Source organism: Streptomyces sp. NBC_01334, assembly GCF_035983595.1.
Taxonomy (GTDB): Bacteria; Actinomycetota; Actinomycetes; order Streptomycetales; family Streptomycetaceae; genus Streptomyces; species Streptomyces coriariae.
The window spans coordinates 4,346,132-4,370,750 of the sequence record NZ_CP130718.1 but is presented as its reverse complement, the minus strand read 5'-3'; the positions used below and the strand labels follow the sequence as shown (position 1 = coordinate 4,370,750).

General features: G+C 65.6%; 23 protein-coding genes, 1 tRNA gene and 1 pseudogene. 17 read left to right on the top strand and 8 right to left on the bottom strand.

Features of this window, described 5'->3' with window-relative positions; translation table 11 throughout:
- Nucleotides 1-39: 39 nt before the first annotated feature.
- The 4 genes and pseudogenes from OG736_RS19470 to OG736_RS19460 all read left to right on the top strand — a co-directional run bounded on the left by OG736_RS19470 (nucleotide 40) and on the right by OG736_RS19460 (nucleotide 3,714).
- A complete protein-coding gene (locus OG736_RS19470; RefSeq protein ID WP_327183581.1) occupies nucleotides 40-1,215 on the top strand; it encodes a hypothetical protein in 1,176 nt (391 codons plus the stop codon).
- A 251-nt stretch (nucleotides 1,216-1,466) separates the two neighbouring features.
- Nucleotides 1,467-1,628: pseudogene (locus tag OG736_RS47285) on the top strand (site-specific integrase); the annotation flags it as partial.
- Nucleotides 1,629-2,371: 743 nt separating this feature from the next.
- Nucleotides 2,372-2,929 carry a hypothetical protein gene (locus OG736_RS19465; protein ID WP_327183580.1) on the top strand — a complete coding sequence of 186 codons (558 nt, stop codon included), beginning with the start codon at nucleotides 2,372-2,374 and terminating at the stop codon, nucleotides 2,927-2,929.
- Complete coding sequence (locus tag OG736_RS19460) at nucleotides 2,926-3,714, top strand: hypothetical protein (RefSeq protein ID WP_327183579.1); 789 nt, start codon at nucleotides 2,926-2,928, stop codon at nucleotides 3,712-3,714. Before OG736_RS19465 ends, OG736_RS19460 begins: the two co-directional genes overlap by 4 nt.
- An 848-nt stretch (nucleotides 3,715-4,562) precedes the next feature.
- On the opposite strand, the gene OG736_RS19455 is transcribed toward OG736_RS19460, so the two are convergent.
- The 3 genes from OG736_RS19455 to OG736_RS19445 all read right to left on the bottom strand — a co-directional run bounded on the left by OG736_RS19455 (nucleotide 4,563) and on the right by OG736_RS19445 (nucleotide 8,268).
- Nucleotides 4,563-5,393 (bottom strand): hypothetical protein, encoded by an 831-nt coding sequence (locus OG736_RS19455; RefSeq protein WP_327183578.1) that lies wholly within the window; start codon nucleotides 5,391-5,393, stop codon nucleotides 4,563-4,565.
- Between the two features lie 87 nt (nucleotides 5,394-5,480).
- Nucleotides 5,481-7,118: an ATP-binding protein gene (locus OG736_RS19450; RefSeq protein WP_327183577.1), complete on the bottom strand. Its 1,638-nt coding sequence runs from the start codon at nucleotides 7,116-7,118 to the stop codon at nucleotides 5,481-5,483.
- A gap of 10 nt (nucleotides 7,119-7,128) precedes the next feature.
- Nucleotides 7,129-8,268, bottom strand: coding sequence for a hypothetical protein (locus tag OG736_RS19445; protein WP_327183576.1), 1,140 nt, complete (start codon nucleotides 8,266-8,268; stop codon nucleotides 7,129-7,131).
- 495 nt (nucleotides 8,269-8,763) lie between these two features.
- Here OG736_RS19445 and OG736_RS19440 point away from each other — a divergent pair, with 495 nt between their 5' ends.
- Nucleotides 8,764-9,297 carry an NUDIX hydrolase gene (locus tag OG736_RS19440; protein ID WP_327183575.1) on the top strand — a complete coding sequence of 178 codons (534 nt, stop codon included), beginning with the start codon at nucleotides 8,764-8,766 and terminating at the stop codon, nucleotides 9,295-9,297.
- Here OG736_RS19440 and OG736_RS19435 read toward each other — a convergent pair.
- A complete protein-coding gene (locus OG736_RS19435) occupies nucleotides 9,275-10,615 on the bottom strand; it encodes a helix-turn-helix domain-containing protein (protein WP_327183574.1) in 1,341 nt (446 codons plus the stop codon). The two genes, OG736_RS19440 and OG736_RS19435, sit on opposite strands and share 23 nt — an antisense overlap.
- Nucleotides 10,616-10,729: 114 nt before the next feature.
- Between OG736_RS19435 and OG736_RS19430 the strand changes: the two genes are divergently transcribed.
- The 3 genes from OG736_RS19430 (at nucleotide 10,730) to OG736_RS19420 (ending at nucleotide 12,575) form a co-directional block, all read left to right on the top strand.
- Nucleotides 10,730-10,972, top strand: a complete 243-nt coding sequence (locus OG736_RS19430) for a hypothetical protein (protein ID WP_327183573.1) — start codon at nucleotides 10,730-10,732, stop codon at nucleotides 10,970-10,972.
- Between the two features lie 252 nt (nucleotides 10,973-11,224).
- Nucleotides 11,225-11,668 (top strand): glycine-rich domain-containing protein, encoded by a 444-nt coding sequence (locus OG736_RS19425; protein ID WP_327183572.1) that lies wholly within the window; start codon nucleotides 11,225-11,227, stop codon nucleotides 11,666-11,668.
- Between the two features lie 70 nt (nucleotides 11,669-11,738).
- A complete protein-coding gene (locus OG736_RS19420) occupies nucleotides 11,739-12,575 on the top strand; it encodes a protein kinase family protein (protein WP_327183571.1) in 837 nt (278 codons plus the stop codon).
- Nucleotides 12,576-13,450: 875 nt separating this feature from the next.
- Here OG736_RS19420 and OG736_RS19415 read toward each other — a convergent pair.
- A complete protein-coding gene (locus OG736_RS19415) occupies nucleotides 13,451-13,942 on the bottom strand; it encodes a GntR family transcriptional regulator (RefSeq protein ID WP_327183570.1) in 492 nt (163 codons plus the stop codon).
- A 171-nt stretch (nucleotides 13,943-14,113) separates the two neighbouring features.
- Here OG736_RS19415 and OG736_RS19410 point away from each other — a divergent pair, with 171 nt between their 5' ends.
- The 8 genes from OG736_RS19410 to OG736_RS19375 all read left to right on the top strand — a co-directional run bounded on the left by OG736_RS19410 (nucleotide 14,114) and on the right by OG736_RS19375 (nucleotide 19,916).
- A complete protein-coding gene (locus OG736_RS19410; RefSeq protein WP_252556006.1) occupies nucleotides 14,114-14,464 on the top strand; it encodes an SCO3933 family regulatory protein in 351 nt (116 codons plus the stop codon).
- Nucleotides 14,461-14,673 (top strand): hypothetical protein, encoded by a 213-nt coding sequence (locus tag OG736_RS19405; RefSeq protein ID WP_327183569.1) that lies wholly within the window; start codon nucleotides 14,461-14,463, stop codon nucleotides 14,671-14,673. Before OG736_RS19410 ends, OG736_RS19405 begins: the two co-directional genes overlap by 4 nt.
- Nucleotides 14,670-16,076, top strand: coding sequence for a cell division protein FtsK (locus tag OG736_RS19400; RefSeq protein WP_327183568.1), 1,407 nt, complete (start codon nucleotides 14,670-14,672; stop codon nucleotides 16,074-16,076). The genes OG736_RS19405 and OG736_RS19400 overlap by 4 nt, the downstream gene beginning before the upstream one ends.
- A gap of 59 nt (nucleotides 16,077-16,135) precedes the next feature.
- On the top strand, nucleotides 16,136-16,843 hold the full coding sequence (locus OG736_RS19395; RefSeq protein ID WP_327183567.1) for a DUF2637 domain-containing protein: 708 nt from the start codon (nucleotides 16,136-16,138) through the stop codon (nucleotides 16,841-16,843).
- A gap of 152 nt (nucleotides 16,844-16,995) precedes the next feature.
- Nucleotides 16,996-18,459 carry a replication initiator gene (locus OG736_RS19390; RefSeq protein ID WP_327183566.1) on the top strand — a complete coding sequence of 488 codons (1,464 nt, stop codon included), beginning with the start codon at nucleotides 16,996-16,998 and terminating at the stop codon, nucleotides 18,457-18,459.
- The gene (locus tag OG736_RS19385; protein ID WP_327183565.1) at nucleotides 18,456-18,578 is read left to right on the top strand and encodes a helix-turn-helix domain-containing protein; all 123 of its coding nucleotides are present in this window, start codon (nucleotides 18,456-18,458) and stop codon (nucleotides 18,576-18,578) included. Before OG736_RS19390 ends, OG736_RS19385 begins: the two co-directional genes overlap by 4 nt.
- Nucleotides 18,571-18,783, top strand: coding sequence for a helix-turn-helix domain-containing protein (locus tag OG736_RS19380; RefSeq protein WP_327183564.1), 213 nt, complete (start codon nucleotides 18,571-18,573; stop codon nucleotides 18,781-18,783). Before OG736_RS19385 ends, OG736_RS19380 begins: the two co-directional genes overlap by 8 nt.
- On the top strand, nucleotides 18,783-19,916 hold the full coding sequence (locus OG736_RS19375; protein ID WP_327183563.1) for a tyrosine-type recombinase/integrase: 1,134 nt from the start codon (nucleotides 18,783-18,785) through the stop codon (nucleotides 19,914-19,916). Before OG736_RS19380 ends, OG736_RS19375 begins: the two co-directional genes overlap by 1 nt.
- Before the next feature lie 105 nt (nucleotides 19,917-20,021).
- On the opposite strand, the gene OG736_RS19370 is transcribed toward OG736_RS19375, so the two are convergent.
- The 3 genes from OG736_RS19370 to OG736_RS19360 all read right to left on the bottom strand — a co-directional run bounded on the left by OG736_RS19370 (nucleotide 20,022) and on the right by OG736_RS19360 (nucleotide 23,428).
- A tRNA-Arg gene (locus OG736_RS19370) sits at nucleotides 20,022-20,094 on the bottom strand.
- A 63-nt stretch (nucleotides 20,095-20,157) separates the two neighbouring features.
- Nucleotides 20,158-21,762, bottom strand: coding sequence for an IclR family transcriptional regulator domain-containing protein (locus OG736_RS19365; RefSeq protein WP_327183562.1), 1,605 nt, complete (start codon nucleotides 21,760-21,762; stop codon nucleotides 20,158-20,160).
- A 343-nt stretch (nucleotides 21,763-22,105) separates the two neighbouring features.
- Nucleotides 22,106-23,428, bottom strand: a complete 1,323-nt coding sequence (locus OG736_RS19360; RefSeq protein WP_327183561.1) for a M6 family metalloprotease domain-containing protein — start codon at nucleotides 23,426-23,428, stop codon at nucleotides 22,106-22,108.
- A 436-nt stretch (nucleotides 23,429-23,864) separates the two neighbouring features.
- Between OG736_RS19360 and OG736_RS19355 the strand changes: the two genes are divergently transcribed.
- Nucleotides 23,865-24,512, top strand: a complete 648-nt coding sequence (locus OG736_RS19355) for a TetR/AcrR family transcriptional regulator (RefSeq protein WP_327183560.1) — start codon at nucleotides 23,865-23,867, stop codon at nucleotides 24,510-24,512.
- Nucleotides 24,513-24,619 lie beyond the last annotated feature (107 nt).

The following is a 24,619-nucleotide window of genomic DNA, read 5'->3' as shown; positions in this document are numbered from 1 at the left end:
TCGCCGCCCCCCGGGGAGCCTCCGAGAAAGCTGACTACCGTGCCACTCCCCTTCTCCGGAAAAGGTGACACCCCGCTGTGGTGGCCGACCGACCTGGTCGTGGCGGAACTCACCCGGCTGATCGATGCCACCGCCCGTGACGGTCTGTCCGCCGAGGCCCTGGACCTCCTGGCCCAGGAGGTCACCCACTTCCTGGGCGAGGCCTTCGGAGGCGAGGGCGCGCTCCAGGAGTGGACGGCGGTGATGGCCGCGGCTGTCTGGTCCGACGGGACCCCGTCCGCCGACGCGTATACGCGGTGGTTGACCGACCTGCGGGAGGCCGTCGTCACGGGTGACGAGTGGCCGCCGCGCCCGGCCTACTGGTCGCGGCGGGGCCGCGGTGAGGTGCGCCCGTTCGGGCTGCGGGGAACTGCTGCGGCGGTCGCCGAAACCGTGACGGAGCTGGAGCGGTCGGGCTACCTGGTGTGGGCGTTCGGCCAGAACTGCGTGGACCGGTATCTGGAGGGCGAGCTAGGCACGGACCCGGCCGCCCTGATGCACCAGGTGCTGGGGCGTACCGGGCTCTGGCCGATCGCTACCCGGCACGCTTCCTACTCCGTGGACGACCTGGCGGACGTGATCGAGTTCCTCGCCGACCACGTCCGCCGCCCCACCCGGTCGTACCGGCACGACTACGCGGACTGCGGTCTCCACTTCAGCGGGTTCGATGCGGAGCGCGGCGCGCAGCTCTACCGCGCCAGGATCAACACGGTGCTCGGGAAGAGCGAGCTCGGCCTGGAGCTGGCCGGGAACGGCAGGCTCCGGACGGTGGCCCCGCCCGGCCTCGGCGCCCTTGTCGACGCCTCTGTGACCGGCCCCGCGGTCCACTCCGCGGACGAGGAGGAAATCCGTCATGCGGTGCGGCAGTTCCAGGCGCGGGGCGCTGGAGACTTGGACCGCAGGCACGCCGTCATCGCGCTGGCGGGGATTCTGGAGCGGCGTCGTGGCCTGGTCTCCGACCATCTGCTCGGCAAGGACGCGGGCTCGCTGTTCCACATCGCCAACAGCTACGGCATCCGGCACCAGAAGGCCGACCAGCGGACGGAGTATGACCCTGGCCTCTACCTGGAGTGGGTCTTCTACCTCTTCCTGAGCGTCATCCACCTGACCGACCGCATCGTTGCCGGGCAGCGGAAAGGCGACCCAGGCGCGAACCCCCCGGACGGCGGCGGGTGACAGCCGAACGGGCGAAATGCTGCCGTGGCGTGGACACTTCTGCGGGGTGCCGCTGGTGCGGCTGCTCCGCGAGCACGGGAAGGAGTTCGGCACGGCGGACGACGGGCCTCTGTTCTCCAGCGAGCGGGCAACGTGATCGCGGCCTCGTCACTGGCCACCCTCCACAGCGGCGCCACCTACTGGGTGGGAGATCGGGCACAAGCCTCAGGCCGGCCTGCCGGAGTCTTCAAGCGCCGTCTTCAGCGCATGCGGATGCACGGACTCGAACCTCTTGGGCTGGAACGAGCAGTGCAACTCATCCGCGAACACCGCAGATCAGCATCACCATGGACGTCTACACGCCCGTTGTGCAGGACACGCAGCGCGAGGCCATGAGCCACATGGATCGGCTGCTGCGGAAGAGGTGCCCCGGTCGTCAGCGACCGTCGCCGGTGATGTCAGATCTGGATGTCAGAAGGGGGCCTCCTCCGCAATTTCGGAGGAGGCCCCCTTCTGAACTGGTGCCCCCGGCAGGATTCGAACCTGCGACACCCGCTTTAGGAGAGAGGCTGGGTAGTAAGGCACGTGACCTGCGGATGCCCCGGCCAAGCCAGTCGGCACGATGGTGCCTGCCACTCACCCCTGTTAGCCGCGGCTGACCCCTGCATCTGGCGCGACTGTGGCACGCGCCAAGCAGACGGCTCGGAGCCCAGCCGGCGTCGCCTTTGTCCAGTGATGACCGCCGTCGCGGCTGCCTAAATCCCGGAGCACTCCTGTGAGTTACGACTTTCTCCGCTGATTCAAGGCGGTCCGCCTGCGGCGGCCCGCGCACGCTGGCGGCCTGGGGCCGCCGCTGCTCCATGCCTTCGGCACCGCTGCGACGGCTCCCAACCGCTCAGCGCGCAATACCAAAGCGGACGGCTGGGGATTCGGAGGTAACGTCTCCGCCGGAGTGGGCGCGAGCCGCGGCGTATCACGGGGTTGCTGGAGGCACACGTGACGGGTGCTCGTATGACGCGCCCGCCGCTGTGGCTGGCTTTCGGCGGTTCCGGTCAGAACTGGCATGTGGCTGATTGGCCCGACGCAGCGATGTGAGCAGGTGCGTTGCGGTAGCCAGGTTCGCGCGTGACTCTCCGGATCCATTCCCTTACCGACGCAAACATCCTATGATCCCCGCATGATGGGGGCGGGCGATTGCACAGATGACGTAGCGGAAAAGATCTTGAGTGCGACCGTGAATGCGCTGCTCAACGTCCCAATACGCTGGAAGTCCAAGAGCGTTCGCAAAGACGGCCGAGCGTCGCAGCTAGAGGGCAACGTTCCGGTCCGGAGTGATCTGTCGGAACGTTTCGATCTCATCTTCCGAATCAAGGTCGACTTGGCTTGGGAGTACACACTCATCTTGCGGCACCTGCCAAGCGGCACGAACATACGGCGACTCGATGTCCGCGGGACGCACCGGGACCGCTTGGGTGAGGACTATCTCTGTCGCACGCATAAGCATCGTTGGAGCGAGGCCCGAGGCAACAAGGACGTCTACGCACCCACAGACATACGCCACGATCCAGCCGTGCCCGCAGATGCATCGCTCGCTGTTCTGGATGCGGAGTACCGTCGGGTTCTGCTGGACTTCATGGGCGAGTGCAACATCGCGATCGGTACCGGGTACTCCTGGAGTAGCCCACCTGCACCGCCCGACGTGCTGCCGCTAGAGGAACTGGAGGAGTACCCGTGATCAGGGACGACCTGCTGCCCTCCGCCGTGCGCGAGCAGCTCCCAGGATGGACCATAGCCCCGGGAGGGAAGCCAGGGACTGTTGCGCTCACAGGTGGCCTCTTCTTCAGCGACGGTGATGGAGTCACCGTGCTGCTGCGCGTCTCCGGCCAGGAAGTCCTTGCGAGTGATGCCGGCGTCGCTGCGATGCGGCTGATTGACGCCGGTGTCGATCTTGGGAGCGGACGAGCAGCCAAAGCCTGGGCAGAGATCCTTGACGGCTATCACCTAAAGGAGATCCACGGGCGCATTACGGGACGGCGCTCCGTGCAATGCGTAGCGGCCCTAGTGGCCGACATCGCAGGCGCGGTGCTGTCGTCGGACAGTTTGAAGTGGCTCGCTCAGGGAGGGCGTGAAAGCCCGCTGGAGAGGTCGCTCTACGCCTTTCTCAGCTCTGCACGCCTTGAGTATCAAAAGCGTCCGTCGGTGCGGCTGCCACGAGGGGGAGAAGTACGCCCCACGGCTCGGGTAAACGCTCCGAGGCGTGAGGTGCTCGTTCAGGCTGCGAGCAGCAAGCAAGCCGCCGAGCATGCCCTAGTGCTGGTTCAGCAATTGGCACGCGCTCGCTACGCACCCAACCAACGGTTCGTACTGCTGGGTGGTGGTGTGGACGAGTGGAGTCCTGACCAGTTGGATCTTCTGGCAGACAATGCCTCAGTGGGCTTCGCGTCGGACATGCGTCTGGTTGATGCCTTCCTGAAGGAGGGCAAGAATCCTCCACGACTGTGGGTACAGACCAACGAGTGAAGTCAGTGCCCGTCTCCGTCGCTGTGACGGGAGTTCACAAACCTTGATCCCAAAGCTGCAAGCTGGCCGTAACCTGTGGACGGCGCACCCATGGGCTTGACTTGGCCAAGGAAACTGCACCCACCTCATACGCTACGGACACACAGCTATCGTCGTTCCCATGGATGCTGGGCTAGCAGCGGTACTTGGTGCCGGCGCAGGAGCGCTAGCAACGACGGGAGCTGCGTTGGCGACGGGGTGGGCTTCGCGAGAACAGGCAAAGATCACGGCCCGCGCTGAGCATCGCCGGCAACGCAGGGAGCCCCGCCAGGAGATTTACAAGCAGTTCATCGATGCTGCTAGTACTGCAGAGTGGTATATGGCAATGCTTCCACTTCTAATCGCCACGGCGAATGCGGGCGAGCCGCTGGAGGAACCATCAGCGGCTGATCACGCCCGACACTGCAGGACACTTTCTGACGACGTCAGAAAGGCGTGGCTCGATGTCGTTCTAGCTGGCCCTGCCAAGGTGGCTCAGGCCGCCTCCGAGATCGAAGAGTGTTGCCGAAAGCTATCGATCAGTGCCAATTCATTCGCGGAAGGCGACGTCAGCTCCAGTCTGGAGCATGGTTGCAGGGAGCTCACGAAGCGTTTCTCTGGTCAGCTACCGCTGTTCATCGATCAGGCACGAGCGGCTTTGGACGATGACGGAAGCGGAAAGCCCTGACCAGGCCGACAAACAGCTTGGTTGATCCACGCGGGCGACGAGGCAGACTGGATCGCTCATAGGTGGCCCCTGATGCGTAAGGAATGCCTAAAGGGTTCAGTGCAGACTGCTTAAACGCCTAGATCTCCGAATCCTCAATCGCCTATTCATTCTTCCGCGTACTAGTTTGACGCTCCAGTTTGTAGTCATACTGGCGGCTGAGCTTCTGGAGCCACTTGGACTTATGAAAGATCCATTCCTCCCGATCGAGCTCCAAGATTAGATCACCAGCAGTACTGGGGCCAGCGGCAGTCAACCACATCACGCCTAGGCAATCGTAGACCGATGCAAGCTGGTTGTTCATAGTAGTGAGATCTTTGGCAGTTTCGAATCCGCTAAAGGCCCCTCTGCGGGCCCGTGCCGCTCGCTCGTCTATTTGCTCTTTGGACGGATGCACAATCCCGGAAAGCGAAGACCATCTACCCTTCACCTCTTCTTGAAATCCCCTAACCTCGTCTGACGGCAACAGGGGAGCGACATCGAAAATCGGTTGAATACTCGACCGTGGAACTTCCTTCTTCAGGAATTCGATCCGCTGCTCCCTGGTCACATTTAGACTGGGACATTGTTGATCAACGTAGAGAAACTTTACTGCTTGTTCAAGAAGGTACCTACATTCTCGCCGCGCCACATTATGGACACCCTGAGCGACCAGTGCCCGTATTGCCACGATGCATTCCAGCGCATCGTCTGTTCCCGAATAGACGAGATACGTGTCCGTTGCGTTAGGCATTCTACTAATACCCACGTGCGACATGTAAACGAGATTGATTGCAGCCTCGGTCAATCGATCTAGCCGCTTCAGTTGCCCTTGATACTGTGGCGAACGTAGATGTTCTTGGTGCTTTCGCTGCTTCAGCGCACGCTCCTCCTGCTGCTGTTCCCACCATTCGGCAAGAGCGCCGAAGCCTGCGGGCTCCTCTGGGTTAGTCATCTTCCTTATGGACCTTCCATCAATCGGTATCGACTTTCGCTGCATGCACACACGCTTATGACTTAGGTGGCGTCGGCCTGCGCCTGGTCATTTTTGCCAATCCTCAACTACCTGCACGAACTGCACCTCATGCCAGGGTCTAATCCACTCCGCCATATACCTAACGTCACTTGACGAAGGGGCAGGAAGAGCCTGCTCCAGAACGACTCTAGATGGCATGACCGCAGCGTCCCCAAGCAACAGGGCCTCCCCTGAACTGAGCACAGGAAGAGAATCAGTCAGGGGGCCGAGGGAGTCCGGCAGGAGACGCTTGACATAGTTCTGATCTTCAGGATTCGTAAGTCGCATGGCAAGGAAGTTGCTGCACTGGGAGAAGATTGTTTCCGAAATCTCTGCGGGCCTCTGGCTCACAATTGCAGCCGTGATCCCATACTTCCTTCCCTCTTTCGCGATCCGCTCGATCGAGTTCCTCGAGGAACTGAACTTAGCTAGACCGCTCTTTGGGACGTACTTGTGAGCCTCTTCATATACGAGCAAAAGTGGCGTTTCCACGGAGGAAGAGATGCTGTTCTTTTTGAAGTAGTACGAGTAGTCAAACAGCAGTCGGGACACCAGCGATACAGTGATACTCAGGACCTCAAACGGGACGCCGCTTAGATCAATCACTGTCACGTTCGCGAGAGAATTAGGATTGTAGCCCGTGAACTGGCGAAGGATCGATTCGAGGTCCACGTTTTTGGCCCGATGGCCCAATAGAAAATCAAGTCTTCTATCTAGAACGCGGTTCTCGAGCCGTGTGATGAAATTATCGAGTTTGCCAAAGAGCGGACCTGCCCGATCCACACTCTTACCCGGCGTGGAGATGCGTTCCTCATTTTTCGCCTTAATTGCGTTAAGCACCTCTTGCACCTCGAAAAAGATGGGTGACTCGTAGTGAACTAGGTCCCGCTTTTCTTCCGCACCCGAGAAGTGCTTACGTTTATTTTCCGTGATGGTCTTTTTCAGAATCGCGATTTGATTGTGCGACTGCTCTTCATTGCTCTCGATGAAGAGATCCTGAAGTTCCTCCGCGTTGAGCAGCCAATAGGGAAGGATCAAGGACTCGACGGATAGATGGTTAGCCGCAGGAAATGCCGTTTTATATTCAGAATGAATGTCAAAGATCACGACATGGGCGTTATTCAAGCTGTACTCGCCATACGATTCATCGCGGATCTGGGTCGCGGTCTGGATGATTCTGGCAATCGCATGAGACTTGCCGGAACCTGTGGATCCCACGACGGCGATGTGCCGGCTGAAGAATTTATCGCCGTCAACTGGAACGTCAACAGAGATATCTTGCGCCAGCTGGGCGAAGTGGAACCTTCTCTCCATATCGATTGTGTCGTAGATACGCTGGACTTCATCTTTAACGGCTACTGAGACCTTCTTGGGAGGGATGGCGATTCCCCCACCACCTCTAGAGAAACGACCATCGCCGTCGACGAATCCGAGCGGCACTGCCTCAATGATGTACACCTTTTGCCGTTCTTCATCTGCCTCCTTGCTCGGGCGAAGCTCGATAGAATAATTCTCGATGATCGCCATAATGGCGCCCTGCATGCTGTCATAGATTTTCAGGTACGAGCCGACCTCTACCGGATCGCCATCGGCAAGTTCGCCGATATCATGCACTGCGACCTTAATGCGGTTGGGGTAAACAGCAATTACTTCAGCACTAGACAAGGAGCGCTCCTCACCGGAATACTTCCATCAGGTCGCCATGGGACTGCAAAAAGACATGATGCGGTCGCGGCACCGCCACTGGGGAATCACGTTTCCCCGTAAGGAAGAAGTCGTGAAATTCCTTTACTTTTACTTCTGTCATCAAATCATGGAGCTTATCTTGTTCCACCAACTTAAGGCGGGCGGCACCGAAGGGAGGGTTGGTAAGGATTTCCATTTTGAAGGCCCCTCCATGGTACCCGCGGCCGTCATTAAAGTACGCGCCGGCTTCCCACAGATTGGCCTTAATCGAGCTCTCATCAAACTCGCCGCGGAACGTGAAATAGGGAGCAGGCGAACTCTCTGCAATGCGGTATCTGTCACAAATAGTTAGCACCGCTTCTGCAATATCCTCAGGCCTCGTGTCACCCGTACATTCAAAAGAGAAAATTCTCTCAAGATTAGGAACATTGACCTTGCGCGGGAGGTACTGCTTCCGCACCATTTTGAGGTACTTCTCGTACCCACAATAAAGAACATACGTGGATGCGAAGATAGCGCTCCGGGCATCTGTCACGGCCTTCCTCAGGTCGTTCAGCGCTACCCAACGACGGCCCGACGGCTCGGTCAATACCAGATTTCTCAAGTATGCATGAAGAATCGCATGGTAGGAGAGTGCTTCTACTGAATCCTTGGCGCCAAGGCCTGAAGCAATGCAATGCAATACGTTCCGGAATTGCGTTTCGTAGTCTTCTGCAAAATTGATGCAGAAGGATTTCGAGAACTGCAATTTTAGATCTTGCTCGACATCATCAAACTGGCCAGAGAGCAAGCCATTCAATTCGTCTGGGGTGAGCAGGCGTGAAGTCCCCGAGGGTTGGTCTGCGAAGTGACAATGAAGGATATAGGCGGCATCACGATTGCTCATGAATTGCAGAAACATTCTGCGGACTGCCTTACCAATCACCGACGGATAGAACTTTCCGGATCGGTTCTTGATCTGCATGTGATAGTGCTCGCCACTAAGATCTTGCGCGCCCTCGATCTCAAGTCGCTGCCTCGGGTTTTGGAAGATCTCAAGGAGCGTTTTATCGAACTGGTAGGCGAACCCCTTGATGGCGTCATGCCCACCGTCGTCTACAGGAGGGGGGCTCCCCGCGAGGTCGGTCAACAGCTACTCCGGAACGCTCTGGGCAGAGTGTGAGGTGACTGGGAGGGCAACAGCCCACAAAGTGCACCCTGGTGCAGTTCATGCTAAGTGGCACAGGTGGAGCCCTAGGGGCAAACGATCTGATTGGTGCAACTTCGATCGCCGCAGGCGCCATCAACCGCTGTGGCCAACGTCGAAGTGTGAGCTATCTCAGCAGGGACGTTGAGGTCGAGGGTCATGGGCCGCGCTGTCTGACCAGGACGGGAAGCAGCAACTCGCGGCGGGACCCTGATGATCAGTCAAGCTGGCACGTAGCAGGCCGTGGACTATCTGTGGACTCGGCACACCCGATCCACTATCGATAGGTCCGTGACCTGCTGTGCTGCATGGGTAGCAAGGGGCCTCCGAAGCCGTGTACACAGGGGCATCTCGTCAGGCTGACGTGAAAGAGGCGAACTTGCGTCCGCCTTCGGATCGGTCTGAGATCCTGGAGTCCGATCGAGAGGGGCCGCAGGTATGGAGTGGAAGACCCACGGTGAGCGACAGATCTACACCAACCCTTGGGTGAATCTGTGTCTGGTCGACGTCCAACAGCCTGACGGGCGCAGGTGGGAGTACCACGTCGTTCGCCTGCGGCACTTGGCCGTGGCCGCCGTGGTCAACGACCGCCAGGAGGTGCTGATGATGTGGCGGCACCGCTTCATCACGGACTCCTGGGCCTGGGAGTTGCCCATGGGCCTGGTCGAGGAGGGCGAGACTCCTGAGGAGGCAGCGGCTCGAGAGGTGTTGGAGGAGACCGGCTGGCGTCCTGGTCCCATCAAGCCCTTGATCTACGCCGAGCCGGCCAACGGCATCACGGACTCGCAGCACCACGTCTTCCGCGCGGACGGGGCTACTTACGACGGTCCGCCCACGGAGAAGAACGAGTCCGACCGCATCGAGTGGATCCCTCTCAGCGAGATACGCGGGATGATCGACCGCCGCGAGATTGTCAGCAGCGGATCCCTCGTCGGCCTCTTGTACGTGCTCATGGACGAAGCGATCCGCTGACCGGTGGCAGGAGCTCCCGTAGCCGCGCCTCGAAGGCCAGGGCTACGGGCTCCTGCCTGTGTGGGGCCAACTGGTCGTAGAACTCCCTAAGGTGGCCTGAGACGCGCTCTGAAGCCACCGCCGATGCGGGCTCCAGTGCTTGCGTGGCGGTGTGGCAGGCCTGGTCTAGCTTGCCTTGGTCCAGCTGCGTGCGGGCCAGCCAGAACGCGTGAAACGCGCGGCCGCGCTGGTTGGTGTGGGCTTCCCTGCGTAAGGCGTCCGCGATCAACGGTTCAGCTGTCGCTGCCTCGCCCAGCCGGCCGTGAGCAATGCCAGTGTCCACGATGAGCTTCGGTTCGTCGAAGTAGGCCACCCACGACGGGTCCGGGTCGCTCGCTTGGATCTGCTCGAACTGCCGGTGTGCTTCCGTGAGCGCCCGGTGAGTGGACGTCTGGCTGCCGAGCGTGGCGTGAGCGAAGGCTTCCCGCATGGACAGCATCGACAGAACGCGCGGGGTGGTGTCGATGGATGAGCGGGCCTGGTCCTGGGCGGCGGTCACGAGTGCCAGGGAGTCCGCGGGCTTGTCCTGGTAGGTCGCCTGCAAGCTCATGCAGGCGAGGACGTTGGCCATGAACTGGCGGTCGTCGATGGCCTTGGCGAGTTGCAGTGCCTCGGTGAAGTAGGCGCGTGCCTGGTTGTACTGGCGGGCGTCGAAGTAGGTCCAGCCGGTGAGGCGTGCGAGCTCGGCTGCGATTCCGTACAGGCCGTTCTGGATGGCCGGGGGTCGAGTTTCCTTCAGGAGTCCGACCACGTAGCGAAGCTGACCGACGACGGCCGGCCTGAGAGCCTCCCCGCCGTGCTGGTCGTCTCGTCGCCAGTAGTCCTCGATGGAGGATCGGAAGGCTGCGAGTGTCGCTGCGCTGAGGTTGGTTCGTGTAGTCAGAGCAAGGATGCTGTCGACGTCGGGCCCCGGTAGAGACGCGGGGGTCGGCAGTCGCGGCTCTGGCACTTGGGGTGCCTCGCGCTCGGTGACGACGAGAGCTTGCGGTGTCTCCCATGAGCGCCGGGCGAGACCAAGCATGTGCCCCGGGATGCGCAGGCCGTCTGCGATGCGCTCGACAACGTCCATGTGGAGGAGTTGGCGGCGGCCCGCGATCACTTCGCCGACGCGGCTCGGCGTCAGCTCGCATCGCCTCGCGATCATCGACGGGTAGATGCCCGCTCTGGCCTTCACAAGCCGGAAGACTCTGCCGAAGTCCCGTACCCGGCACGCATTGATCATCTCGGGATCGGTGAGCAGCCGGGCAGGCAGCTCCTGCGGCCGGTCGGCGTCGGGCATTGGGCAAGCTCCCACACTGCGAGGGCTACGCAACGTCGCGGATTCTCTACTTGCCGCGATGTTACCCAAGTTGGGTAATCAGCCTGACCTTTTGGCAGGGGTATCCGGCTCGCGATGCTCGTGTGCATGGCGAGCAATCAGCAGACCAGACCAGCCATCGGTGAACTGGCGAAAGACAGTGTCACCGGGCATATCGGTGTCGTCATGGGCGAGGTCGGTGGCCGCGTGCAGATGCGGCCGGTCCGTGGCGGCAGGGAGTGGGATGCCATGCCGGGCAACGTGGTGGCACCGAGTGCGCGCGAGGAACTGAGCGCACGCCTGGCCGTGCGGAACGGCAACAGTCAGGTCCCGCTGTGAAGCGCGCCATCGGCAGGTACGCCGGGTTCCTGTTCACCTTCTGCATGAGCGGTTCGTGCGGTCTGGTGATCGGCATGGCCCTCGGCGCCGGCCAGTAGACCGGCCGCCCCGAACGGGTGCCGATCGCCCGGCTCCCCGTCCCCGTTCGGGGCCGGCCTCCAATCCCGCCTCCCGATCGTCCATGCGCCGAGCTCGGCGTCCGGGGCAGGCAAGGCCACACACACCACCTCACCTCACCTCAGGAGATGGCACATGACGGCAACGACGAACGACCAGAGGACCGGTCGCGCGGTCGCTGGTGAAGAGCTGTTCGAGAGCCTTGTCCGCTTCGTGGTGGTCCACGACGGGCAGTCCCCCGAGCGCGCTGGGCGGATCGCGGACCAGGCGGTCGCCTTCCTGGTCACGGCGGCTACGGCCACCGTCTCCATGGTCCCGTCCGACGACGTCGACCTCGGTCTTCACGCGCTGATCCTGCACACGAAGGAGTACGCCGAGCTGTGCGAGCGGCACGCGGGCCGCTTCCTGCACCACAACCCGAAGCCCGGTGGTGGGGCACGTGATCCGGAGAAGGTCGCCGCCTCGGCTCGCGCCATGAAGGCGGCCGGGTTCGTGGTCTTCGATGACCTGTGGACCGTGGACGGCGCGAACCTCGCGCAGTGCGACTCCGACTGCGGCCGACCGTACGGTCAGGCGTAGTTCACGACAACAGCGACGCGGCCGGCCTCGACTCGGGGTCGGCCGCGCTCGCCCGAAGGGAGACGAATCCTTGTCCGGCCCAACCCCTGAACTGCCGATCGTGGTGCTCGACGCGCTCATGCCCACGACGCAGCGCCTGGTCATCAACCGCCGGGGCTCCTCGGTCTGGGAAGTGGAGAGCCATCGGGGCCGCTACGCCGTGAAGCTCGGCTATCCGATCGAAGCCACGGCCGAGTGGCCTGCCCAGCCCTGGACCGCCCTCGCGCCCGCACGTGAGGGCGCCGTCCTGCATCGCCTCGGCTTCGCCGAGATCGCGTACGGTGAATGGGAACACGGGACGTGGAACTTCCAGCCGTGGCATGAAGGGCCGGACCTTTACGGGCTGTGGGAGCCCTGCCGTAAGCCGGGCTCGTCCATCAAGCCGCACACCAGCGTGGCGCTGAGATGCGTCGAAGCCCTGGCCGATCTCCACGTAAGAGGCTGGGCACACGGTGACGTGCAACCCGCCCACTTCATCATCGGACCGGAACGAACACACCTCATCGACCTCGCCTTGGCCCGGGGCGGACAGGTACCCAAGGGGTACGACTTCCCGTTCCGCGGCTGCCTCGTCCACTACGAAGCACCGGAGATCGCCCGGAGCGTGCTGGACACCGGAGAAGCGGAGCCGACGCAGGAAGCCGACGTCTACGCACTCGGGGCCTCGCTGCTCATCTCCGCCACGGGCTGGCGGGCGGTCGAGTACCCGGACGACGCTCCGCGCCCTGTGCAGCGAGAGGCAGTGGCCAACGGTCGACGTCGGCCCGTGAAGGTGCCCGGTGAGCTGGGCGAACTGGTCGACGCGATGCTCAGCCACTCGCCGGGGGACCGGCCCACCATCTACGAGGTGGGCAAAGCCCTGATCTGACCTCGAAGCCCCAACCCGTCTCGCGTCGCACATACGCGGACGACAACAGCAAGAGACCGGACCACCCCTCAGCCTCGACAGCATTCCGGGTGGTCCGGTCGTGGAAGCCCTGATCAGGACCCCGGTGCCGATGGTACCGGGGCGGTCGGCGTGCCCGGATTCAGGCCCGGCTACAACCCCTTTCGTCTGTCGTCGAGTTGGAGGAGGGAACGATGGAAGTCCACCCATAGGCAGTGCGGTTCTGACCTGCGCCACCGAAAGTCAGCCACGGCGACGCGTGCGCCGAACGAGCACCCGTCACGTGTGTCTCCAGCAACCCCGTACCGGTATCAGCCACGCTTCCCGGTTTCGAAACGGCGGCCATCCGGACGGCGGGGGCGTGCTTGCTCGGGCTCGGCCTGGACCTGGTCGTGGTCCTGGTCCTGGTGCTCGGGCTGGGCCAGTTCCTTCCCGGCCTGGCTGTCTGCCTTGGCGGTGCTGCGCGCTGAGTGGCCGGGGGCCGGCGCAGCGGTGGCGGAGACATAGAGCGGCGGCGGCCCCCGGCCGCCAGCGCGCGCGGACCGCCGTAGGCGGGCCGCCTTGATCCAGTAAAGAAACTCTGAACAGCACCGCAGCGCAGTAGTCGATCGACCTGGGAGAGACGCGGATGCCGTGCGCAAGTCCCGGCGGTTCGAGCAAGTGCGGCACGGAACGGCGGCACGGCAGCAAGCGGGGAGCGATGACCGAGCACATACCGGACAACGAAATGGGGTCGACCAGCATTCACGTCGGGGACACGGATCAGGTAGTCGCGCTGATCGAGGAGATGCGGGCCATGGTCGTCCGCCTGAGCAGGGAGACCAGGGAGCTGCGAGAGGAAGTGGCCCAGATCAGGACTACGGCTTCGGCTGCTGAGCTGCCTTCAGCTCCTCGACCTCACGTCGCAGTTCCTGATGATCAGCGCTGAGAACACGGATCTCGTCACGTAGTGCGGTGAGTACTTCAGCAAGGGTGGTCCCGGCGTCTTCGGCCGCTTCGGTGGCGTCGGGCCCGCCCTCCCCCTGCCCTGCCTGGCCGGGCTTCTCGTCCTGGTTCGCCAAGTACCAAGCTGGAGCGGTGTAGTTCGCCGAGAGCTCCCCGCCGGCGCTGTGGTCTGCGACGAAGCTGCCACGTCCGTGGATCGTGTAGATCAAGCCCTCATCGCGCAGGACGTTCAGTGCGGACCTCGCGGTCATGTTGGCCACGCCGAAGCGTTCTTGCAGTTCGCGAATGGACGGCATCTGCTCGCCCGGCTTGATCCGCCCCTGCAAGATGTCGCGCCGAAGCTCGTCGGCAGCGTGCTGATACGGCGGCCGACGGTCCTGCTTGCTCTCTGGCGCGGGGCTCATGGCCCAAGAGTAGCGATTTCTAGCACCCCTAGCACACCCCACTGACATAGGTGGCCTATGTCAGCTGATACCTAGCTCACGCGATTCACTTGACACTGCTAGGTCAGCTAGGTTCAATGGTGATCACGCCCCACCGACCTGGTGGAGCGCAACCGAAAGGAATCAACTCCCATGGCACGCATCCGTGTTGGCCTGCTCCCCACCTCCTCGTTCATGGTCGGCACCCTGCCGGTGCCGAAGTACGCGGACCAGGAGAAGACGCAGTTCGCCACCGACCGTGAGACCGGCGCGAAGCTCTACACGATCACCCTCTTCTTCATGGAGGAGGACCGTGCCGAAGCTCTGAAGATCACCGTTCCGGAGACCGGACTGCCCAACGGCCTCCGACCGGGTGTCCCGGTCATGCCGGTGGAACTGTTCGCCACCCCGTGGGCGCGGATCTTCAACGGCTCGCTCTCGGACGGCATCGCCTACCGCGCGGCTCGCCTGGACCTGGCGGCCCCGGCCGCTGAGGCGGCGTGAGCGTCACCACCTCCCGGTCCGGCGCTGAGCGCAGCTACCCGCTGCCTCACGCCGGGCCGGATGCCCGCTTCACCGAATCGCTCGTGAACTCGGTGGCGGCCGTGCTCGTCGGCTACGGCTATCCCCGCCTCGAGGCGTCGGCGGATCGGGCGGCCCTCGAATCGGCCCTTGCGGCCTTCCTCTACAACCCGTTGGAGAGCCACACATGAAGGACCCGAACGCCCCGGCGGAAGGGATCTTTGGTCAGGTCCCGCTCGTCGTCGCCCTGCCGCTCGCCGTGCTCGTCGGATGGGCGGTCTGGTGGGTGGTCCGCTACGTTCGCGCCGATGCCATGACCCGGCAGTCCATACGGCAGGCCATACGCGTGCGTTGGGGCTGGAAGCGACTCGCACCGATGCTCAAGCTGTCGGCCACGGACAAGACCCCGACCGCGCTGGCGTCGCTGGCGAACACGAACGGCAAGCCCATCAAGCCGCGCGTCCTCATCCCCTCCCTGAGGGTGAAGCACGACGCGTACGGAGTGATCGCGCGGGCCCAGTGCCTGCCTGGTGTTGGACTCCAGCAGTTCCAGAAGGCGGGCCCGCACCTCGCGGACGCCTGGCGGTGCACACGAGTGGCGGTCACCCAGGACAAGCCTGGGCAGGTCCTCATCCGGGGTGTGCGACTGGATCCGCTGAAGTTCCCCACCGAGCACCACCCCACCGGTGAGCCACCGGAGGAGACAGCCCGGTGGGATCTGGGCCTGGACGAGTACGCGCAGCCCGTCTCGGTGAACCTCACGCAAGTACCCGGCGTCACGGTGGCCGGCCTCCCCGGCTTCGGCAAGACCAGCCTGATCAACCGGCTTCTCTCCGACTGGGCACCGTCGCCTGCGGTGCAGTTCGCCTGCGCGGACGGCAAGGTGTCGGCTGCGTACGAAGGCGACTACGCCGACTGGGTCCAACGCATGTTCGCCTTCGTAGGCGATGACCTGGAAGAGGCCAACAAGCTGTTCCGGCACCTGGTGGAGCTCCGCCGCGCCCGGTCGGCTTCGGTGCGCCAGATGCTCGGGGTGAAATCGATGTGGGACGTCGGCCCATCCGAGCATTGGCCCCTGGTCGTGCTGATCGTCGACGAAGCCCACACCTACTTCCGCGACCACAAGGGCAGCGACCAGCAGACGAAGAAACTGGCCGCGCTCGCCGCCGAGAACGCCCGGCTCGTGGAAGACCTGGTGAAGAAGGGCCGGTCCGTGGGACTGCTCGTCATCCTCACCACTCAGAAGTCCACCGGTGACGCGATCCCCACCTTCATCCGCGACGTGTGCCCCGTCGGCCTGAGCTTCGCCCAGAAGACCGCCGAAGCCGCTGTGGCCGCACTCGGCGACGAGATCCGGGAATGGCCGGACGCCAACCCCATCAACCTCCAGGACCCCACTTACGTCGGCGTCGCGTCGATGAACCACCAGTCGCAACCCGGCTTCACCCGCATCCGTACGCCCTACGTGCCCGACGCGGAAGCGGCTCGCGTCGCCGAAGAGACGGCAAGTCTCACCGCTGACCCGAACGTCCTCCTGGAAGCCTTCCTCGGCCTTCGCCTGACGGACGTGGACCTCACCAAGCTCGACGCCTGAGCAGCCTGACCCACCGCGCTCGCACGTTCCCGACACCCCAGGAGAGGAGGTGAACACCCATGACAGAGGACCGGATCACTCAGCGCACCATCACCGCCGTCATGATCGTCATTGCCGCGCTGGCGTTCGTCTTCTCCTTCGGCAACGTCTGGTCGCTCGCCCTGCGCCTGGGCGTCCCCGGCCCGATCGCACCGCTCATCGCCCCGATGGTGGACCTGTCCGTGGTCGGCCTCCTGGTCGCCCTGCGCTACCTCTCCCTGCGCGGCCTGCCCGCCGACCAGATGACGGCTGCCACGCGCCTCATGCACTTCTCCGGGCTGCTGACCCTCGCCCTCAACGTCGCCGAACCGATCGTCGCCGGACACTACGGCCGCGCCGCCGTTGACGCGGTGGCCCCACTGCTCCTCCTCGGCTGGGGCTCCGTCGGCCCGCAGCTCCTGCGCGCCTTCCACACCGTTGCGCGCCCCGCCGTACCGGCTTCCGTGCCGGACGAGATCGAGTCGGTGCCTGAGACGGCTTCCGACGCCATCCGCCCTGCGGCGCCGCTCACCCTTCCGGCCCCGGCACCCGTCGCTCCTCACATCGCCCCGGCTGCCCCGGCTCCCGCTTCGCCTGCGGTCAAGGTGCCTGAGCCCCTGCTGACCGAAGCACGCTCCATCGCGACGTCCCACCACACCGAGCACGGCGAACCAATCACGGCGGCCCAGCTCAAGACGCGACTCGGAATCGGCCTGCCCATGGCCACCGCGCTGCACGCCGCTCTGTAGGGCCACACCTTCCGCCGGCCTCTCCGGCACTTCCCACCACTGCCCACCCCTGGGGCCGACCTGCCATGCCTGCGGGCAGCAGCCCGAGCGCACTGAATCGCTGCTGCCCGCAGGCTCCCCACCCTCGCGCCAGAAGGGACACCCCGCCACACATGCGCCGCCCCCTCGACCTGCGCCACGTCATCAGTCCCGGCCTGCGGGACCTGGTCGAACTGGCCAACACCGACAACTTCGACCGCGTGACGGAGCAGGTTCGCGACCTTCGAGGCTGCACCAGCCCAGTCAACCTGCACGGCTGGACCGTCACCACCGACCAGACCACCAAGCAGGTGGTCCGCTCCTACCGCTCCGAAGACGAGCCCACCGGCCGCCTTCTCACCACTTGCGGCAACCGCCGCGCCTCCCGCTGCCCGGCCTGCTCCCGCCTCTACGCCGCCGACACCTACCACCTGATCAAGGCCGGACTGTCCGGCGGCAAGAACGTCGCCGAAGCCGTCCGCGACCACCCCCGCGCCTTCGTCACCCTCACCGCCCCGTCCTTCGGCCCCGTCCACAACCGCCCCACGACCGACGCGGGCAAGCCCCGCCCTTGCGTGTGCGGCGAGAGCCACCCCCAGGACGCTCCCGAACTGGGCACCCCCCTCCGCCCGGCAGGCTACGACTACACCGGCGCCGTTCTGTGGAACGCCCACGCCGGGGCCCTCTGGGCACGCTTCACCACCTACCTGCGCCGTGCCCTCGCCGAGCACCTCGGCATGACACAGAAGGCACTCAACGCGGCCCTCCGCGTCTCCTTCGCCAAAGTGGCCGAGTACCAGCAACGCGGCCTGGTCCACTTTCATGCGGTGGTCCGCTTCGACGGTCCCGACGGCCACACCACCTCGCCCCCGGTCTGGGCCACCTTCGACGCTCTCCGTGTCGCCGTCGGCCTGGCAGTCGAGCGCGCACGGCTCACTGTCGAGTCGGACGCGGTCGGCGAACGCGTCATCCGGTGGGGCGACCGCTTCAAGGTGGATCAGATCTTCGCCTTGGGGGACGGCGAGCTCACGGACGCCAAGGTCGCCGGATACGTCGCCAAGTACGCCACCAAGAATGCCGAGGGCGCGGGCACCGTGGACCGCACCCTGGTCTGCCGCCCCTGCGCCGGACGCGGCTACGTACGTGGCCCCGGCGACTTCCGCGACCTGTGCGCCGACTGCGACGGCACCGGCCAGGCCGAACCCCTCACGGACCTCCCCGTGCAGCAGCACGCCCGCCAGATGATCCGTACCGCCTGGGCGCTCGGCCATCTCCCCGAGTTCGCCGAACTCAAGCTCTGGAAGTGGGCCCACATGCTCGGCTTCCGCGGCCACTTCTCCAGCAAATCGCGCGCTTACTCGACCACCCTCGGCGCACTCCGCCACGTACGCCGCGCCTGGCGCACCGCCCAGGCCGAAGCCGCCCGCATCCGCGCCGGCCTGCCCGTGGACGACGAGAACACCACCCTCGTCACCGCCTCCTCGTGGACCTACCTCAGCAGCGGCTACCGCCCAGGCGAAGAGCTCCTGGCCGCCCAGGTCCGCCACGACATCGCCCACTCCCAACGCGCCAAACAAGAAGGGCTGCTGCCTGCATGACGACGGCCGTGCTCACCGTGGACCAGGTCGCCGAGCGTCTCGGCATCAGCCGCTACAAGGTCCACTCGCCGCCAGCCCCCGCCAACCCCGGAACGGAAGGAGAACCCACCCGTGGCTGACCGCTACCTCACCGTGGCGCAGGTGGCCGAATTCCTTGGCACCTCGGAGCGTTTCCCGCGCCGCCTCATCGCCGAGCGACGCATCACGTTCGTCAAGGTCGGTAGGCACGTCCGCATCCCGGAGAGCGCCCTGAGCGCCTTCGTCGCCGCCAACACGGTGCAGCCGATCGGCCACCGGCGTGGCTCACTGCGGAGGGTCGCCTGATGGCCAACCAGAAGAAGCAGCGCCGAAGCTTCGGGTCGGTTCGTCAACTCCCGTCCGGCCGTTGGCAGGTCCGCTATCGAGACCCTGAGACTGGACAACTCCGCCCGGCCGAGAAGACGTACCCGACGAAGAGCGACGCTCAAGTCGCTCTCGCCCAAATCGAGGCTGACATCTCGCGTGGCCAGTGGTCGGACCCGGACGCCGGTTCGGTGAACTTCGTGGAGTACGCCACGGCATGGCTGCGGGACCGGAAGCTTGCCGACCGCACCCGTGAGCGGTCTGAGTCCGTCATACGGCTGCACATCTTGCCCACCTTCGGAGCCGGGACCATGGCAGACGTGACGACGGCTCGTGTGCGTAGCTGGAGGGGGAAGCTCCTCGCGGCCGGCATCGGTGAGCCGACGGTGGTCAAGGCGTACCAACTGCTGCGGGCCCTGATGAACACGGCTGTGGACGACGAACTGATCCGGCGCAACCCGTGCCGTATCAAGGGTGCCGATCGCTACGACGTGCCCGAGCGGCCGGTCCTCTCGGTCGCCGAAGTCTTCGCCGTCGCCGACACCATCGCGCCGCGCTACCGGCTGCTCGTCCTCCTGGCGGCGTTCACCACTCTGCGCTTCGGTGAACTCGCCGCCCTCCGCCGTCGGGACATCGACTTGGAGGGACTGACCGTCAGCGTCCGCAGGTCTCAGGCTGAGTTGCAGGACGGCCGCCTCTTCGACAAAGCGCCGAAGTCCGCTGCCGGGGTACGTGCCATCTCGTTTCCCGCCGAGCTGCTCGACGACGTGACACGCCACTTGGAACAGTTCGCCGCGCCCGGCCGCGATGGACACGTCTTCGTCGGACCGCAGGGAGGCCAACTCCGGCGAAGCAACTTCCGCGACGACTGGGTGTCGGCCAGGAAGGCGGCGGGCGTCACGTCGGAACTCCACTTCCACGATCTCCGCCACACTGGCAACACGCTGGCCTCGACCGCCGGTGCCAGCACCCGTGAATTGATGACCCGCATGGGCCACAGCAGCTCGCGCGCCGCGCTGATCTATCAGCACATGACCAGCGACCGTGACCGGGCCATCGCTGATCGGCTCGGGGCCATGATCCGCGAGGGTGGGGGAGAGGCAACCCCCGACTAGGGGATGTGGCATCCGCGTGGCATTAGTGGCACGCGTGTGGCACGACCCCGGACACGACGAAGGGCCAGCCTGGGAGGAAACCCTCCTGAGCTGGCCCTTTCTCTGTGCCCCCGGCAGGATTCGAACCTGCGACACCCGCTTTAGGAGAGCGGTGCTCTATCCCCTGAGCTACGAAGGCGGGATGGTGGCCCTGTGGGTCACTGGCGTCAGCGTACCGGATTCGGGTTGGCGGGTGTGGGGGTCAGGTCAGGGGGACGTGGGTGAAGCGGGCGGCTGTGTGGAGGTCTGTCTCGATGTGGGAGGCGGTGGAGAGCAGGGCCGGGAGGATGTCGTGGACGCACTCCTCGGCCGTGCGGCGGGCGACGTGGGTCGCCGCGTTCAGGGCGGCGATCACCTGGCCGTCCCGGTCGTGGATCGGGACCGCGATCGCGCGGACGCCCTGTTCCAGTTCCTCGTCGCCCAGGGCGTAGGAGCCGGAGGCCGCCGCTGCGGGGCCGGTGAGCAGGAGGCGGCCCAGTGATGTGGAGGGGGCCGGGAGCCGTGTGCCCACGGCGATGTCCACGCTCATGACGTGGTTCGCGGTCGCCCGGGCCGTGTACTGGATCTCGTCGCGCCGTTCGGTCAGGACCGCCAGGGAGGTCGTCTCCTGGATGGCGTCCGTCAGCGTCGTCAGGTGGGGGGTCGCGATCCGCGGGAGGGACGTGCGGGAGAGGGGCGGGAAGCCGAGGGAGAGGACCTGGGGGGTGAGGGTGAACGCGCGGTGGGGGGTGGGGGTCACCAGGCCCAGGTGTTCGTAGGTGATCAGGGCGCGGCGGGCCGTCGCCCTCGCCAGGCCGGTCGCCTTCGCGACCTCCGTGAGGGTCAGCTCCGCCCGGCCCTCGTCGAACGCCGCCAGGACCGTCAGGCCCCGGGCGAGGGACTCGATGAACTCACGGCCCAGTTCCTGCTTCGACGCGCCCGTCCAGGTCGCCAGTCCCGCCGGGGGTGGGCCCGGCTCGGGTTGCGGTGCCCGGCGCAGGCCCTCCTCCATCGCCGCCACGGCCAGCCGAAGGCGGGGGAGGAGCGTCTCGCGCAGGTCCGCGGACGTGTGCCGGCTCGTATGGCTGACGACGTTCGCCACGCACGCGATCCGGGCGGTGCGCGGATCCCGTACGGGGACGGAGACGGCCACCAGGCCCGGTTCGATCAGCTGGTCGTCCAGGGCGCAGTTCTCCGCTGCCGCCCGCGCGGTCCGTCGGGTGAAGTCCTCGTCGCTCCTCGCGTTCTGCGGGGGTGGCGGCAGGGTCGGGAAGTCGCGGTTCTGCGGGTCCCTCGTCCTGCGGGCGCGCCAGGCCTGCCACTCTTCGTCCGTCCACTCCGTCGCGAACAGCTGGCCCGGCGCGGTGCGTTCGGCCGGGAGCAGGTCGCCGATGCGGAAGCTCAGGGACATCGCGCGGCGGCGGGTCGCCTGGTGGATGAAGCGGATGCCGTCGCGGTCGGCGACCGCCAGGGACACGGACTCGTCCAGTTCGTCGGCGAGGCGGTCCGCGCGGGTGGACAGCAGCGCGGGCAGGCGCAGCGCGGCCAGGTAGGCGTTGCCGAGTTCCATGACGTGGGGGGTCAGGATCGCGTCCCGGCCGTCGAGACGGACGTACCCCATGCGGGTGAGGGTCGCGGTGATGCGGTCGACCGTGGAGCGGGCGAGGCCGGTGGTCCGCTCCAGGGCGCTCAGGCTCATGGTGCCGCCCGCCTCGGTCAGCTGCCGCAACACGGCGACCCCGCGGATCAGCGGCGTGACCGCCTCCGCCGGCGCCTGTCCTGCCTCCGGGGTCGGGACCGGGGCGGATGCGGTCGTCTTCGCGGACATGGCTGCTCGGCTCTCCGATACGGCGGCGGAACTGACGGTGGCGGTGTGTGGCGTGCGGTGTGCGGTGTGTGGCGTCTGGTCGCGGACTGGCGGTCGGTGTTCGGTGGCGGTGTTCGGTGGCGGTGGGTATCGGCAGGGTGCGGCCACGCGCGCGTGCATGTACGCGCGTACGTGGTCGTCATGGTTGTGTCGTGTGGTTGGACGGCGTCGCGGCAGGCCTACGGTAGTCCCGGTCGTCCTGCGGACCGCACGCCCCGTCCGCCTGACCGCCCCTCCGCTCGTCCGCGTCCTGCTCATCCACCTCCCCGCCCTCCACCCCTCGGTCGGCTTCCCGTCAGGCCGGCTACCCCCGGCTCACCCGTACGCGGTAGTCGCCTTTCAGGTCCGCCCCCACCACCGAGATGCGGATGCCCCTCTTGGGGTCCTTGAACGTCTCGCCCGGTGCGAAGGGGGCGTCGGAGAGTTCCGCGTGGACGTTGGGGCTGCGGGTGCAGCCGCCGCTGTCGGTGTGGGAGTCGTAGACCGTGACCGGGCCCATGCCGGTGTCCACGTCCGCGTCGACCTTGTAGATGAGGACGCCCGGGCGGCACACCGTCTCGTCGTTGCCGCCGCGGGCGCGCAGTTCGACGGCGTAACCGGTGCGGTCGCTGAGCGGGACGAAGACCAGCTTCGGGCCGGTCGTGCGGGACAGGGGGGTCAGGGGGTACTCCGTCGTACCCGGTGCGGCCGCGCAGGAGATCTGGGAGGCGTCCAGCCAGCCCAGTTTCCACTTGTGCCAGCCGAGCAGATCGTTGTTGGCGCCCCAGTCCTCGCTCATGATGTCCCAGTGGCCGACGGCGCCCCCGCCCTCCTGGGTGTAGAGGTCGGGCAGGCCGAAGACATGCCCGTTCTCGTGGGGGAGGACGCGGTAGCCGGTGCGGTCGTAGGAGCCTGAACCGTCGTCCTGGCGGGAGTAGACGAAGGACGCGTTCGCCACGGTGACCCCGTCGGCGACCGGCGCCTCGGCGTTGCCGGCGAACGTCACCGAAAGGACCGTGTCGAGGGCGGAGGGGCCCGCGTTCGGGGTGACCAGTACGTTCAGGAGGTCGTACGAGCGGAAGTCCACGGTCGGGTCGGCGGAGGCCACGATGTCCTGGACGAGTTCGCGGTAGCCGGGGTCGAAGGGCGCGCCACGCTCTATGCCGTACTCGCGGAACGGCTTGGGCATGCGCAGCCAGTGCCGGATCGGAGTCTCGGCGCGGTAGTCGAGGCGGCCGTACGACGCCGTGCGGAACCATTCCTCGGTCTGCGGGAAGAACTCGCGGTAGCGGCTCAGCGCGCTGCCCCGACCGGGCGCGTCGGAGAAGTCGATCATCAGGGTGAGGGCGCGGACGGTGCCGGTGGAGCGGGAGTAGCCGCCCGGCGTGGGCAGGCCCTCGGACATCTGGACGGTGGCGCGGCCGTTGATCATGCAGGGGGCGAGGGCGGAGGAACGGGCCAGGGACACGGGGCCCGCGCCGACCGTTGCACCGGGGGGCGGCGCGAGGTGCCCGGATCCGGCCGACGTGCTGACCGCGAGCGTCAGCACGGAGACGGAGGCGAGGGCGGCGACGCGGCGCGGGCGTATCCGACGGCGGAGTGGCTCGCCTGCGCGGGCCGAGGCGGTGCGCAGGGGCTGCGGCTGCATGCAGGGGCCTTTCGCTCCAGGCAGCCACCGATCACCGGCTGCACCCTTTCGATCACCCTCCGACGGGGTGCACGCGGGCGCGCGCTGGAGGAGACCGATCGTGGATTACCGACCGGTATGGCTCTGGCGGTCCCGTTCCGGCGGGCACATCCCCTGGTCACACCCCGGTAGCGCCCCTGGTCGCAGGCCTTCTCGGCCGCTCCGGCCGCGGCTGCGTCGCCCGCCCCCGGCCGTCCGGTTCAAGGTGTGATCCAGGTCACATCAAGAAACTTCTGGGTTTGGGAAATAACCGGGGATGCCGTCCCCGTTTAGCCATGTGTCCGAGCGAAACGGGGAGTCGATCCCCGGATCGTCACGAGTCTCGAAGCGTCCGGTACGTCAGAACTCGAAACAACCGAAACGTCAGAAACATCCGACACGTCAGAAGGAGTGCGCCGTGCAGACCGCGACCGCTACCCCCACCGTGCGCAAGGTGACCCGGCCCCGCGCCGACGCTCTGCGCAACCGGGAGCGGATCGTCACCGCCGCCCGCGAGATGTTCGTCGAGTTCGGTGCCGATGTGCCGCTCGACGAGATCGCCCGCCGGGCCGGCGTCGGCAATGCCACGGTGTACCGCAACTTCCCCGACCGTGACGCCCTGGTGCGCGAGGTCGTCTGCTCGGTGCTGGACCGCATGGTCCAGGCCGGACAGGTCGCCCTCGCCGAGAGCGACGCGTTCGGGGCGCTGGAACGGTTCGTGCACGCCTCCGCCGAGGAGCGGCTCAGTGCGCTGTGCCCGATGATCTCCAGCACCTTCGACGAGCACCACCCCGACCTCGAAGCCGCGCGTGAACGGGTCGAGCTGATCATCGGAGAAGTCATGGACCGTGCGAAGGCGGCCGGGCAGCTCAGGCCCGACGTCGGCGTGGGGGACGTGATGATCGCGGTGGCCCAGCTCAGCCGACCCCCGGCCGGTACCGGCTGCCTGAACGCCGACCGCTTCGTCCACCGCCACCTTCAGGTGTTCCTGGACGGACTGCGGGCCCCGGCCCCGTCGGTCCTGCCGGGTTCGGCCGTGACCCTGGAGGATCTGCGCCAGGCCTGAACGAGCGGTCGCGGAACCGCAGCAGCAGTCGTCATCACCCTCGCCGGTGGTCGCCGGTCCCCGGTGATCCTGGTGGCCCCGGTCGCCCTCACTTGCCGACGGTGACC

Bases quoted from the DNA above. Each gene is read 5' to 3' on its own strand.
- OG736_RS19385 (WP_327183565.1), top strand. From the start codon at position 18,456: ATGACGACGGCCGTGCTCACCGTGGACCAGGTCGCCGAGCGTCTCGGC.
- OG736_RS19430 (WP_327183573.1), top strand. From the start codon at position 10,730: ATGCTCGTGTGCATGGCGAGCAATCAGCAGACCAGACCAGCCATCGGT.
- OG736_RS19455 (WP_327183578.1), bottom strand. From the start codon at position 5,393: ATGACTAACCCAGAGGAGCCCGCAGGCTTCGGCGCTCTTGCCGAATGG.
- OG736_RS19395 (WP_327183567.1), top strand. From the start codon at position 16,136: ATGACAGAGGACCGGATCACTCAGCGCACCATCACCGCCGTCATGATC.
- OG736_RS19465 (WP_327183580.1), top strand. From the start codon at position 2,372: ATGATGGGGGCGGGCGATTGCACAGATGACGTAGCGGAAAAGATCTTG.
- OG736_RS19390 (WP_327183566.1), top strand. From the start codon at position 16,996: ATGCGCCGCCCCCTCGACCTGCGCCACGTCATCAGTCCCGGCCTGCGG.
- OG736_RS19435 (WP_327183574.1), bottom strand. From the start codon at position 10,615: ATGCCCGACGCCGACCGGCCGCAGGAGCTGCCTGCCCGGCTGCTCACC.
- OG736_RS19375 (WP_327183563.1), top strand. From the start codon at position 18,783: ATGGCCAACCAGAAGAAGCAGCGCCGAAGCTTCGGGTCGGTTCGTCAA.
- OG736_RS19410 (WP_252556006.1), top strand. From the start codon at position 14,114: ATGGCACGCATCCGTGTTGGCCTGCTCCCCACCTCCTCGTTCATGGTC.
- OG736_RS19425 (WP_327183572.1), top strand. From the start codon at position 11,225: ATGACGGCAACGACGAACGACCAGAGGACCGGTCGCGCGGTCGCTGGT.
- OG736_RS19365 (WP_327183562.1), bottom strand. From the start codon at position 21,762: ATGTCCGCGAAGACGACCGCATCCGCCCCGGTCCCGACCCCGGAGGCA.
- OG736_RS19400 (WP_327183568.1), top strand. From the start codon at position 14,670: ATGAAGGACCCGAACGCCCCGGCGGAAGGGATCTTTGGTCAGGTCCCG.
- OG736_RS19360 (WP_327183561.1), bottom strand. From the start codon at position 23,428: ATGCAGCCGCAGCCCCTGCGCACCGCCTCGGCCCGCGCAGGCGAGCCA.
- OG736_RS19415 (WP_327183570.1), bottom strand. From the start codon at position 13,942: ATGAGCCCCGCGCCAGAGAGCAAGCAGGACCGTCGGCCGCCGTATCAG.
- OG736_RS19440 (WP_327183575.1), top strand. From the start codon at position 8,764: ATGGAGTGGAAGACCCACGGTGAGCGACAGATCTACACCAACCCTTGG.